Raw genomic sequence first — 12,388 nt, forward strand, 5'->3', positions numbered from 1 at the left:
AATCGCCTTACCACGACAGCTGCACCTGCAGCGTGTCGCTGTACGTCCCCCCAGGCTGATTACCCGGTAACTGCACTCGCCCATAAATCGGCAAGGTGATGTTATTGGCATTGCTGTAGGCCACGCTGACGCTTTGGCTAACCCCCAGGCTCTGGCTCAACGCAGCATCCTGAAACAGTGAATAAGCCACCAAAGCGCTACCGCTATTGAGCTGCATGCGCCGGCCACTGCTGTTATGCAACCCGCCATCGACAGTCATGTTCAGGGTGACCCCCGGCGTGCATTGCAGGGTCACGCCACTGCTGAGCGCGACGGACACCGTGCTGGTCGACAGTGCCGAATAGGTGCCGAAAGCCAAGCTGCCGTAATTGGTTCCCCCTCCGACCACCAGGCACCCCGGAGTGATCGTCGCGCTGACCTGAAACGACTGGCTGGTAACCGCCAACAGCGACACCGGCATCCCCCAGCCGAAGCACACCGCCAACGCCGCCCAACCGGCCCGGTTCATGACACTTAGAACGTCAGGGTCACGTTGACCGTGTCGGTGTAAGTACCGGCCGGCAACCCCACCTTACCGTTGGCTTTGCCGTAAATATTCACGGTTTGGGCCACTCCTGTACTGGCCGTCAGGTTGATCACCCCACCGATTGCCAGCAAACTCGAATGAGCACTATCGGTGTAGAGGTCATAAGGCACGTAGTTGGCAACACCGTCGTACAGCGCGCGACCACCACCAGGGGACTTGGCGTCGTTGGCGCCGGCAGACACCGTCAACGTGGGTGTGGTGCCCGCCGAACACAGGATGGACAGCGCACTACCGCCACCGCCCACCACCTGGGCATCGGCTTCAGTGAACAGGCTGTTGGCGGTACCGAAGTTCAACGTACCGAAACTCATCCCACCGGTCGCCGCCGCGCCGTTGACTTGGCAACTGCTGGTCAGGATCAGGGTGGCACTGACAGTACCGGCGACCGTGGTCGCCTGCGCACCCGATACCCACGCCAGCGCCATTAATGGAAAAACCGCTTTAGATATAAGTGCATGCATGATGTTCACCCTCATGTTTTACCAATCCAGAGTCACCGTCAGGGTGTCTGTGTAGATGCCGGCTGGCAGGGCCCTGGTATTTGCCACCACCGAGCCGAATACCGGAATCGGTACTTCTGTGCCCCTGGTCACGACGAAATTGCGTTGCTGGCCGATGCTGTAGGCACTCTGGCCCAGCGGATCAGCCGATAGCCGATACGGTATGGTCTGGCGACCGTTGCTCAGGCGCCGGGTGGTACCGTCACCGTGGGCACCGCCATCGATAGTCACCGTAAAACTGCTGACCACTGACGGGTTGCAGGACACCGACAGCGGCGCCTTGCCATCGTCCGTGACACCTGCAGCCAACGTGTTGTTCCAGGTCGGCCCCTGACTGCCAAAGTCCAGCAATGCGCCGCCCGTCGGGTTGACCGGTGTGCTGTCGACGCCTTTGCTCACCTCGCAACTGGCGGTGATCACCAACCGCGCGTGGATCTGCCCAGTAACGGCCGCCGCCTGCGCGTCACCGACCAGCAGCAACAGGCCGCTCACCGCCACGAGGGCCCAGCCCCGGCCTACCATGTGACGGTGACCTTGAGCAGGTCGGTATAGCGGCCGACGACAGGAATGTCCTTGAGCGGTTCGATGCGGCCATATAGCGGCAGGTCGACGGTACCGGAATCCGGCACGCGACCGCTCAGTGGTTCATTCACCGGTAAAGGGATACGCCGTGCGGCGTCAGCATAAAGACGATAGGGAATAGGTTTGGTCGAAAGCGCGGCGTTCGTCAGATAACGAACTTCGCCCGTGCCGCCATGCAGACCGCCGTCAACACGCACTTGGTAGGGCGTGTCCGGATTGCATTCCAGGCGCGGCTGGCGCTGGCTGATCAGGGCCGCACTCAAGGGACCGGCCGGGTCATCCAGACGCGGGCCGCTACCGAAATCCAATAGGCCAAGTTGCTCGATGCCGGCATTGCGGGTGGTGCCCACCAACTGGCAGCCCCTCTGCACATCAATGCGCACCTCCACCTGAAGCTGCGCACCGTAAGCCGTGCTGCAGAGCATCGCGCCCATGACAGCCAATACTGATCGTCCCTTCACTGCCCCAAATCCTTGTACAGGGGTAATCACTGTGTAAGAGGTTAGTCATTAAGGGAGAAACTGCCAGTCGGACCTGGACTATGCCATGCTCTTTCGAGATAGCTGGCCGCCCCCTTCTTTATTGGTCAAATCGCGGCAGGCGCCCTAAAGTGAACAACCACCGAAATACAGAGTGACTTGCATTGGCCGTGCTTCCCCTGATTCAGCGTCTGCTGGGTAAAAAAACCGAGGTCCAGAACACCTCACCTATCCCGACGTACTTTGAGCACAAGGCCGAGCAACAGGGCTATACCTTGAGCGCGGGGCAAACCCAGGCGATTGCTGCTCTGGCCCGCGAAACCGGGCACCTGCTCGCCGGGCACCCCACCCGCAGTCTTTACTTGCATGGCCCGGTAGGGCGCGGCAAAAGCTGGCTGCTCGACGTTTTTTTCCAGGCGCTGTCCATTGCCGAGAAGCAGCGCGTGCATTTCCATGACTTTTTTGCCCACCTGCACCGGGGCATGTTCAAGCACCGCGAGCATGACGATGCCCTGGCCGTCACCCTCGATGAACTGCTGGCGGGCTGTCGCGTGCTGTGTTTCGACGAGTTCCACGTCCACGATATCGGCGATGCGATGCTCATCAACCGCCTGTTCAAGGCGTTGTTCCAGCGTGGCGTGCTGGTGCTGGTGACTTCCAATTACCCGCCCGAAGGATTGTTGCCCAACCCCCTCTACCACGAGCGTTTCAAGCCGGTGATCGACCTGATCGCCGCACGCATGGACGTCCTGGAAGTCAGCTCACCCCAGGACTTTCGCAGCCTGCACCAGGCCCACACCGAGCAGCGCTTTACCGGCGGTCAGTATGTGTGGCCGGGCACAGCGGTCCAGCGTGAAGCGCTTGGGCTGCCCGCCACGGATTGCCCGGCTCAAACCCTGACGGTCGGCAACCGGCAGTTGATTTGCCGTAGTCATCAGGCACCGGTCATCACCTTCACTTTCAGCGACCTCTGCGAACAGCTCACGGCCGTGATGGATTACCTGCTGCTGTGCCAGGACTTCGACCACTGGATCATCGACGGGCTGCCCCAACTCGCGGAGTGCCCGATCGCCGTGCAGCAGCGCTTTATCAACCTGGTGGACGTGCTCTACGACAGAGACAAACGCCTGACCCTGATCGGCCAACAGCCCTTGGCGCACGCCCTGGCGGGCCAGGCCATCGACCTCGCCCGCACTGCCAGCCGCCTGAACCAATTGCAAACGGTCTGCCCGCAACGCACGCCCGACCCGGTATCATGAGCGCCATTTACACCTTCAAGCCGAGTGACCGCGCCGTTCATGAATACCCTTGCCCAACTCAAGGCTGGCCAATTGGCCGGCATCACGCGCCTGGACCTGTCCTGCGGGCTGACCGAATTCCCCCGGGAAATCTTCGAACTGGCCGACTCCCTGGAAATTCTCAACCTCAGCGGTAATGCCCTGAGCAGTCTGCCCGACGATCTGCACCGCCTGCCGCACTTGCGCGTGCTGTTCTGCTCAGACAACGCCTTTACTGAGTTGCCGGAATGCCTGGGCCAGTGCGCGAAACTGAGCATGATCGGCTTCAAGGCGAACAAGATCAGCCGCGTGCCCGCCGCCGCCCTGCCGCCACTGCTGCGCTGGTTGATCCTCACCGATAACTGCATCAGCCAATTACCCAGCGAGTTGGGCGAGCGGCCGTTGTTGCAAAAACTGATGCTGGCCGGCAACCACTTGGCGCACTTGCCGCAAAGCCTGGCCCAGTGCAAGAACCTGGAGCTGATCCGCATCGCCTCCAACCGTCTGACGCAACTGCCGGAATGGCTGTTGGCCCTGCCGAGCCTGACCTGGTTGGCTTACGCCGGTAACCCGGTGGAAATGGCGGTGGACATGACCGGTGATGACGCGACGCCGGATATTCATTGGTCGGAACTGGAGTTGGCCGAGGTACTCGGCGAAGGCGCTTCCGGCATCATTCGCAAGGCGTTGTGGAAGCCGCAGGCCTTGCCCGTCGCGGTCAAACTGTACAAAGGCACCATCACCAGCGACGGCTCACCGCTGCATGAAATGCAGGCCTGCATCGCCGCCGGGCTGCACCCGAACCTGATCAAGGTGGAAGGTCGCGTCGTGGGTCACCCCGATGACCAAGCCGCACTGGTAATGGACCTGATCGACCCGAGCTACCGCAACCTCGCGGCCTTGCCGAGCCTGGCGTCCTGCACCCGGGATATCTACGAGCCCACCACACGCTTCAGCGTTGAGGTGGCGTTGCGCATGGCGCGGGGCATCGCGTCGGTGGCCGCGCACTTGCACCGACACGGCATCACCCATGGCGACTTGTACGGCCACAATATTCTGTGGAATGCGGCGGGCGACTGTTTGCTCGGGGATTTTGGTGCGGCGTCGTTCCATGCCACGGCGGACACCTTGGAGACCAGGGCTCTGCAGCGTATTGAAGTGCGGGCGTTTGGCGTGTTGCTGGGGGAGTTGTTGGAGCGGGTTGACGGGGTGAACGATGAGGCATTGGTAGCGTTGCAGGAACGCTGCTGTCAGCCCGATGTGTTGGCCCGACCAAGTTTTGAGGAAATCGAAACGCTGCTTAACTTTGGCTGAAACCCAATCCAAACGTGGGAGTTGGCTTGCCCTGCGACAGTGGTGTGTCAGTCGATGTATTCATGACTGATGTACCCCCATTGCAGCATAGGTATCTACACATCTTTTTTATGGCTTGGGTTTTATGGTTGTCGCTGGTGTGCTGAGTACATATCCGTTATTGGGTAACGGATATGTACTGATATCTACCTAAAGAAAATGGCCAACCCCAAGCCAGCTCCCACATTCTCTACAGACGTTTAGCCAGCCAAACCGACGAACATATCCTGCACATCGTCATGGTTGTCCAAACCTTCAAGGAACGCTTCGACTTCAGCCATCTGCTCATCGGTCAACCCGCTGACCGGGTTCTTCGCGATATACCCCAGCTTGGCCGACAACACAGTGAAACCCTGCTCCGGCAAGGCTTTCTGTACCGCGTCGAGGTCGGTGGTCTCGGTGATAAACAGGGTGCTGCCTTCTTCTTCACCGTCTTCGAAATCCTGGGCACCGGCTTCAATCGCAGCCATTTCAGGATCAGCATCCGGGGTATCCGGCGAAGCTTCGATCAGGCCAACGTGGTTGAAGTCCCAGGCCACAGAACCGGAAGCCCCCAGTTGCCCCTTGCGAAATGCCACGCGGATTTCCGCCACGGTACGGTTGATATTGTCGGTCACGCACTCGACGATCAGCGGCACCTGGTGCGGAGCGAACCCTTCGTAGGTCACACGGTGGTACTGCACGGTTTCACCCAGCAGACCGGCGCCTTTCTTGATCGCGCGCTCCAGGGTTTCCTTGGGCATCGAAGCCTTTTTGGCCTGTTCCACCACCAGACGCAGGTGGGCGTTGGTCGCGATATCGGCACCGTTGCGGGCGGCGATGGTGATTTCTTTCACCAGCTTGCCGAAGATCTTGCCCTTGGCATTGGATGCCGCTTCTTTATGTTTGACTTTCCACTGTGCGCCCATGACTCACTCTCTTTTCGTCCATCGCGCCGAAACGTCTACTGGCCGGCGCTTTGGGGGCAGAGTTTATAGGGCAAAAACCCATCGTTCCACCAAAAAACCGTCAAGACGCCAACTCGAAAAACGCCTGGATCAGCCGCAGCGACCGACGTCGCTCCATGCAACCCAGCACGTGCTGATTGGCCAGCCCATCACCCTGGATCGGAATCGCCCGTACCCGAGGATCAGGGCTGACCTCCATTGACGAGACCACGCCCACCCCCAGTTCAGCGGCGACGGCTTCGGTCACTGCTTCACGACTGTCCAGTTCCAGCAGCACTTTGGGCTGCACACCGGCGACTGAGCAGGCGTCATCGAAGGTGCGGCGAGTGATGGAACCCGGCTCGCGCAGCACCATGATCACCTCGTGCAATTGCGTCAGGCGGATGCCCGCCGGGTCGGCCAACCACGGGTGCCCAGCCGGCACCAGCGCGCAAATCCGCGATTCGCTGAGGGGTTGCAGATGCAAGCCGTTGCGCGGCTCCACCTCGGTGAGCACCGCCACATCCGCATGCTCGGACAACAGCGCGGCCAGGGTTTCCTGGGCATTGCCCAGACGTAGATTGACGGTAATACCTGGGTAGCGTGCGCGCAGCCTCGCGATCATCGGCATCACCAGATGCGGGCCGTCCGCCGCCACTTCCAGGCGCCCCGTGAGCAGTTGCCGATTGGCCTCAAGCAAGGCCTGCGCCTCGTCCACCAGCCCAAAGATTGCCCGAGTGATTGCCGCCAGGCGTGTGCCTTCCTCGGTCAACTCCACTCGCCGAGCCGTACGTCGCAACAATGGGATCTGGTAGTGCTCTTCCAGGGCCTTGATATGCCCGGTCACCGCCGGCTGGCTGATGAAAAGCCGCGCCGCAGCACGGGTAAAGCTGCCCTCACGAGCCACGGCATCGAATGCGCGCAGTTGGAACAAGTTCATAGCTATCGGCCTCACTGATAGCTCGCATAACAACAAACAATTTGATTGATGACAAGCCAAACTGCAATTTAGGCGCCGTAGATTCAACCCCATGCCATGCAAGGACCTGAGATGACCACCGCCGCGCCGATCCTGCTCACCCCCGGCCCCCTGACCACGTCTGCCCGCACGCGCCAGGCGATGATGGTGGACTGGGGTTCATGGGATGAACGTTTTAACCAACTGACCGCCAGTGTCTGCGAGCAATTGCTGGCGATCATCAACGGCGCCGACAGCCACCATTGCGTGCCCTTGCAAGGCAGCGGCACCTTCGCGGTCGAAGCCGCCATCGGCACCCTGGTTCCACGCAGCGGCAAGGTGCTGGTGCTGATCAACGGCGCCTACGGCAAACGCCTGGCGAAAATATGTGAAGTACTCGGCCGCGAGTTCAGCACCTTTGAAACCGCCGAAGATGAACCCACCACGGCTGCCGACGTCGATCGCCTGCTGCACGCTGACCCGGCCATCACCCATGTCGCGTTGATTCACTGCGAAACCAGCACCGGCATTCTCAACCCACTGCCGCAAATCGCCCAGGTCGTTAAAAACCACGGCAAGCGCCTGATCATCGACGCCATGAGTTCTTTCGGCGCGCTGCCGATCGATGCCCGCAACGTGCCGTTCGACGCGCTGATCGCAGCCTCTGGCAAGTGCCTGGAAGGCGTGCCGGGAATGGGCTTTATCTTCGCCGAAAAACACGCGCTGGCCACCGCCCAAGGCAACTGCCATTCCTTGGCGATGGACCTGTTCGACCAGCACAACTACATGGCCAAGACCGGCCAATGGCGCTTCACTCCGCCGACCCACGTGGTCGCGGCTTTGCACGAAGCGCTGCTGCAATACGCTGAGGAAGGTGGTTTGCCCGCGCGCCATCAACGCTACGCCCGCAACTGCCAGGCGCTGTTGGACGGCATGGCTGAACTGGGCCTGCGCAGCTTTCTGCCGGAGGCCATCCAGGCCCCGATCATCGTCACCTTCCATGCCCCGCAAGACCCGCGCTACCAGTTCAAGGAGTTCTACGAACGGGTCAAGGCCAAGGGTTTCATTCTGTACCCCGGCAAGTTGACCCAGGTCGAGACCTTCCGCGTGGGCTGCATCGGCCATGTCGACGAGGCCGACATGCACGCCGCCGTCGCCGCCATCGCCGAGGTGCTGCACGCCATGGAAATCACCCTTTCATCTTTCGGATCGCAATCATGAACTATCAAACCCCCAACACCCTGCAGGCTGTCATCCTCGATTGGGCCGGCACCGTGGTCGACTTCGGCTCCTTCGCCCCCACACAGATTTTTGTCGAAGCCTTCGCCGAGTTCGACGTGCAAGTCTCCATCGACGAAGCCCGTGGCCCGATGGGCATGGGCAAGTGGGACCACATCCGCACCCTGTGCGATCAACCGCAGGTGGCAGAACGCTACCACCAGGCATTCGGCCGTACGCCGACAGATGATGACGTCACCGCCATCTACCAGCGCTTCATGCCGTTGCAGATCGAAAAGATTGCCGAACACTCAGCACTGATCCCCGGCGCCCTCGACACGATCGCGCGACTGCGCCTGCAAGGCATAAAGATCGGCTCCTGCTCCGGCTACCCCAAGCAAGTGATGGACAAGGTCGTCGCGCTGGCCGCCACCAATGGCTACATCGCCGACCATGTGGTCGCTACCGACGAGGTGCCCAACGGCCGACCCTGGCCGGCCCAGGCCCTGGCCAACGTGATTGCCCTGGGCATTGACGATGTGGCGGCGTGCGTGAAGGTCGACGACACCGTGCCGGGCATCCTCGAAGGTCGTCGTGCCGGGATGTGGACCGTCGCCCTGACCTGCTCCGGCAACGCGCTGGGCCTGACCTACGAGCAATTCCGTGCCTTGGACAGCGCCACCCTGGCGACTGAGCGCAAACGCATCGAGGCGATGTTCGAAGGCTCGCGCCCACACTACCTGATCGACACCATCACCGACCTGCCGCAGGTCATTGCCGATATCAACCGGCGCCTGGCCCGCGGTGAAATGCCACAAAGCCACTGATGGAGGTCAAAACAACGGCATTTGCGCCAGGCAAACCGCTCAAAACCGGCATACAGTTAGAGGACTCCGTCGCTAAAGAACGGAGGTTTGCCCTGATGAGTGAGGAAACCAGCGATGCCGTGGAAAAACTCCGATACACGTTACAGCACCATGTCGATTGCATTGCATTGGGTGATGGTGGTGCTGCTGGCGGTGGTTTACGCCTGCATTGAGTTACGCGGCCAGTTCCCCAAAGGCAGTGGCGGGCGTACGTTGATCATCGAAATGCACTTCATGTTCGGCCTCACCGTGTTTGTGCTGGTGTGGCTGCGCCTGTTTGCGCGAAGCCTGGGTATGGCGCCGAAGATCGTACCGGCACCGCCGCAGTGGCAGAACTGGCTGGCGACGCTGATGCACTTCGCGTTGTATGCCCTGATGATCGGTATGCCGATTGCCGGTTGGCTGATCGTCAGCGCCGAAGGCCATTCGGTAATGTTCTATGGCATTGAGTTGCCGCCGCTGATCGGCGAGAACAAAGCACTGGCCAAGGAGATTGAAGGCTGGCATGTGCTGTTCGGCAAAGTTGGCTACTGGTTGATCGGGCTGCATGCATTGGCAGCGTTGGTTCACCATTACGTGCTGCGCGACAACACGGCAATGCGCATGATGCCGGGTAAACGCGCTAACCCTTGAACCCTCGGCGGCCCTGCAGGCCGCCGGTGTGAACGAATATCAGGCGGGTGCCGGGGGCGAAGCGCCCGGCCTCGATCTGTTGCTTCAAGGCCAGCAACGCTTTGCCCGTGTAAAGCGGCTCCAGCGGCAAACCACAGGCCTGCTCCGCAGTTTCAATAAACGCCAGCAATAGCGGATCGACCTTGGCGAAGCCGCCTCGGCTGGCGTCCAGCAGCTCATAACCGGACTGCACAATGGCGCCGATGTTCTGCGCGACACCGTGATCATCCGGCACCGCCAACGCACCATAGACCGGATGCGCCCCCGCTTCCGCCAGCGCCAAACCGGCCAGGGTCGTGCCGGTTCCCGCCGCCAACCACCACGCGTCGTAATCGGCCCAGCCCAGGTTGTTCAACTGCTCACGCGCTTGCTCCACCAGCACCCCGCAACCCAATGCACCGGATACTCCACCGCCGCCTTCGGGCACGGGATAAAGATGGGGATATTGCTCGCGCCAGGGAGACCAGAACTGCGGCGTATGACGCTCGCGATAGCCGCCATACCCCAGCCAATGCAGTTGCATGCCGAAGGCTTTAAGGTCGAGGACGGTGGGTGTGTCTTGAGGATGGCCACGCAGCAGGCCGACAGTCGGGAAATCAAAGCGCTTCCCGGCGGCCGCCAGTGCATGCAGATGATTAGAGTAGGCGCCGCCCAGGCTGATGATCCCACGGGCACCGGCCTGTTGCGCCTGGGTCAGGTGTTCGGTGAGCTTGAACCACTTGTTACCGCTGATCAGCGGGTCGATACGGTCCAGGCGCAGCACGGCCAACTCGACCCCCTTCAGCCAATCCAGGCGCAAGGGTTCAAGCGGAGCGTGGGGAAGCCAATCGAAAGGACCCATCAGGGTGGTTCTGCATGAAAAACGGGGCGGTAGTCTAACACCGCCCCGCGTGTCGTCTTACAGCTCAGCCGCCAGGCGCGAGCCTTGGTTGATGGCGCGCTTGGCATCCAGTTCGGCGGCCACATCGGCGCCGCCGATCAGGTGCACGTTCTGCCCTGCGGCGACTAGGCCGTCCTGCAATTCGCGCAGCGGGTCCTGACCGGCGCAGATGATGATGTTATCTACCGCCAGCACCTTGGGCTCACCCTCGGCGCCGATACGGATATGCAGGCCTTCATCGTCGATTTTCAGGTATTCGACGCTGTTGAGCATCTGCACCTGCTTGTTCTTCAAGCCTGTGCGGTGGATCCAGCCGGTGGTTTTACCCAGGCCGTCGCCGACTTTGGAGGCCTTGCGTTGCAGCAGGAATACCTCGCGCGCAGGCGCATGGGGTTGTGGCTTGATCCCGGCCACTCCGCCTCGGGCCTCGAGTTGGGTGTCGATGCCCCATTCTTTCCAGAACGCTTCACGGTCCAGGCTGGTGGACACGCCCTCATGTACCAGGAACTCGGAGACGTCGAAACCGATACCGCCGGCGCCGATCACTGCCACGCGCTTGCCCACCGGCTTGCGCTCGAGGATCACATCCAGGTAGCTCAGCACTTTGGCGTTCTCGATACCCGGGATTGCCGGGGTACGCGGCGCAATGCCGGTGGCCAGGATGATCTCGTCATAACCGCCCGCCTTCAATTGCTCGACATCCACCCGAGTGTTGAGGCACAGCTCGACATGGGTGGTCTGCAATTTGCGTTTGAAGTAGCGCAGGGTTTCGAAAAACTCTTCTTTGCCAGGCACACGCTTGGCGATATTGAACTGGCCACCGATCTCGCTCGCCGAATCGAACAAAGTCACTTGATGGCCACGTTCGGCGGCAACGGTTGCCGCCGCCAAACCCGCTGGGCCTGCACCCACCACGGCGATTTTCTTGATCTGTTTAACCGGCAGGTAGTTGAGCTCGGTCTCGTAGCACGCCCGCGGGTTAACCAGACAGGTGGTCAGCTTGCCACCAAAGGTGTGGTCCAGGCAGGCCTGGTTACAGCCGATGCAGGTGTTGATTTCATCTGCGCGGCCAGCAGCAGCCTTGTTGACGAACTCCGGGTCGGCCAGGAACGGGCGCGCCATCGAGACCATATCGGCATCGCCTTCTGCCAGAATCTGCTCGGCAATTTCCGGGGTGTTGATGCGGTTGGTGGTAATCAGTGGAATCTGCACCGCACCGCGCAATTTGGCGGTGACCTTACTGAAAGCACCACGCGGTACTTTGGTCGCAATGGTCGGGATACGCGCTTCGTGCCAGCCAATACCGGTGTTGATGATCGTCGCACCCGCCTGCTCGATGGCCTTGGCCAACTGCACGATTTCTTCCCAAATACTGCCGCCTTCCACCAGGTCGAGCATCGACAGGCGGAAGATAATGATGAAATTCGGACCCACGGCCTCACGCACTCGGCGCACGATTTCCACTGCCAGGCGCATGCGGTTTTCAAAGCTGCCGCCCCAACGGTCGGTGCGGTGGTTGGTGTGGGCGGCGAGGAACTGGTTAATGAAGTAGCCCTCGGAGCCCATGATTTCGACGCCGTCATACTCGGCGACCTGAGCCAGCAACGAGCAGGTGACGAAGTCCTGAATCTGCTTCTCGATGCCCTCTTCGTCCAACTCCTTAGGCTTGAACGGGTTGATCGGCGCTTGAATCGCGCTCGGTGCAACCTGCTTGGGGCTGTAGGCATAACGCCCGGCGTGGAGGATCTGCATGCAGATCTTGCCGCCTGCCTCGTGCACTGCCTGGGTCACGATCTTGTGCTTGCGCGCTTCTTCGTCGGTGGTCAGCTTGGCTGCACCGGCGTACACCCCGCCTTCATCATTCGGGCCAATGCCGCCGGTAACCATCAGGCCCACACCGCCACGGGCGCGCTCGGCAAAGTAGGCCGCCATACGCTCAAAGCCGCCAGGCTTTTCTTCAAGGCCGGTGTGCATCGAGCCCATCAGGGTGCGGTTGCGCAAGGTGGTAAAACCCAAGTCCAACGGGGCCAGCAGGTGCGGGTAGGCAGCAGCGGTCATGGTACAGCTCCACAACGGATCATCACGGGACGT

General features: G+C 60.9%; 13 protein-coding genes. 5 read left to right on the forward strand and 8 right to left on the reverse strand.

Annotated features, from left to right (window positions below):
- Window positions 1-7: 7 nt before the first annotated feature.
- The 4 genes from BFL40_RS28885 to BFL40_RS28900 are packed head-to-tail and all read right to left on the reverse strand — an operon-like array spanning window position 8 to window position 2,102.
- Window positions 8-508 carry a Csu type fimbrial protein gene (locus BFL40_RS28885; protein ID WP_071487131.1) on the reverse strand — a complete coding sequence of 167 codons (501 nt, stop codon included), beginning with the start codon at window positions 506-508 and terminating at the stop codon, window positions 8-10.
- Window positions 509-513: 5 nt separating this feature from the next.
- Complete coding sequence (locus BFL40_RS28890; RefSeq protein ID WP_071487132.1) at window positions 514-1,047, reverse strand: Csu type fimbrial protein; 534 nt, start codon at window positions 1,045-1,047, stop codon at window positions 514-516.
- Window positions 1,048-1,065: 18 nt separating this feature from the next.
- Window positions 1,066-1,608, reverse strand: a complete 543-nt coding sequence (locus BFL40_RS28895) for a Csu type fimbrial protein (protein ID WP_071487133.1) — start codon at window positions 1,606-1,608, stop codon at window positions 1,066-1,068.
- Window positions 1,602-2,102 (reverse strand): Csu type fimbrial protein, encoded by a 501-nt coding sequence (locus tag BFL40_RS28900; RefSeq protein WP_071487134.1) that lies wholly within the window; start codon window positions 2,100-2,102, stop codon window positions 1,602-1,604. The genes BFL40_RS28895 and BFL40_RS28900 overlap by 7 nt, the downstream gene beginning before the upstream one ends.
- A 209-nt stretch (window positions 2,103-2,311) precedes the next feature.
- Between BFL40_RS28900 and zapE the strand changes: the two genes are divergently transcribed.
- Together zapE and BFL40_RS28910 are read left to right on the forward strand one after the other, a co-directional pair.
- A complete protein-coding gene (gene zapE, locus BFL40_RS28905; protein ID WP_071487135.1) occupies window positions 2,312-3,406 on the forward strand; it encodes a cell division protein ZapE in 1,095 nt (364 codons plus the stop codon).
- A gap of 39 nt (window positions 3,407-3,445) precedes the next feature.
- Window positions 3,446-4,738 carry a protein kinase gene (locus tag BFL40_RS28910; protein WP_071487239.1) on the forward strand — a complete coding sequence of 431 codons (1,293 nt, stop codon included), beginning with the start codon at window positions 3,446-3,448 and terminating at the stop codon, window positions 4,736-4,738.
- Window positions 4,739-4,977: 239 nt separating this feature from the next.
- Here BFL40_RS28910 and BFL40_RS28915 read toward each other — a convergent pair whose 3' ends face one another.
- Both BFL40_RS28915 and BFL40_RS28920 read right to left on the reverse strand, forming a co-directional pair.
- Complete coding sequence (locus tag BFL40_RS28915; RefSeq protein ID WP_071487136.1) at window positions 4,978-5,685, reverse strand: YebC/PmpR family DNA-binding transcriptional regulator; 708 nt, start codon at window positions 5,683-5,685, stop codon at window positions 4,978-4,980.
- A 100-nt stretch (window positions 5,686-5,785) separates the two neighbouring features.
- Window positions 5,786-6,643: a LysR substrate-binding domain-containing protein gene (locus BFL40_RS28920; RefSeq protein WP_071487137.1), complete on the reverse strand. Its 858-nt coding sequence runs from the start codon at window positions 6,641-6,643 to the stop codon at window positions 5,786-5,788.
- Window positions 6,644-6,754: 111 nt separating this feature from the next.
- On the opposite strand from BFL40_RS28920, the gene BFL40_RS28925 reads away from it, so the two are divergent.
- From BFL40_RS28925 to BFL40_RS28935, 3 genes are all read left to right on the forward strand, one after another.
- Window positions 6,755-7,882, forward strand: a complete 1,128-nt coding sequence (locus BFL40_RS28925) for a 2-aminoethylphosphonate--pyruvate transaminase (protein WP_071487138.1) — start codon at window positions 6,755-6,757, stop codon at window positions 7,880-7,882.
- The gene (gene phnX / locus BFL40_RS28930) at window positions 7,879-8,706 is read left to right on the forward strand and encodes a phosphonoacetaldehyde hydrolase (protein ID WP_071487139.1); all 828 of its coding nucleotides are present in this window, start codon (window positions 7,879-7,881) and stop codon (window positions 8,704-8,706) included. Before BFL40_RS28925 ends, phnX begins: the two co-directional genes overlap by 4 nt.
- 114 nt (window positions 8,707-8,820) lie before the next feature.
- Window positions 8,821-9,378, forward strand: coding sequence for a cytochrome b (locus tag BFL40_RS28935; RefSeq protein ID WP_071487140.1), 558 nt, complete (start codon window positions 8,821-8,823; stop codon window positions 9,376-9,378).
- On the opposite strand, the gene BFL40_RS28940 is transcribed toward BFL40_RS28935, so the two are convergent.
- Complete coding sequence (locus BFL40_RS28940; RefSeq protein WP_071487141.1) at window positions 9,368-10,258, reverse strand: 1-aminocyclopropane-1-carboxylate deaminase/D-cysteine desulfhydrase; 891 nt, start codon at window positions 10,256-10,258, stop codon at window positions 9,368-9,370. The genes BFL40_RS28935 and BFL40_RS28940 overlap by 11 nt on opposite strands.
- A 57-nt stretch (window positions 10,259-10,315) precedes the next feature.
- A complete protein-coding gene (locus BFL40_RS28945) occupies window positions 10,316-12,355 on the reverse strand; it encodes an NADPH-dependent 2,4-dienoyl-CoA reductase (protein ID WP_071487142.1) in 2,040 nt (679 codons plus the stop codon).
- Window positions 12,356-12,388 lie beyond the last annotated feature (33 nt).

It is taken from the genome of Pseudomonas costantinii (assembly GCF_001870435.1).
GTDB classification, from domain to species: domain Bacteria; phylum Pseudomonadota; class Gammaproteobacteria; order Pseudomonadales; family Pseudomonadaceae; genus Aquipseudomonas; species Aquipseudomonas costantinii.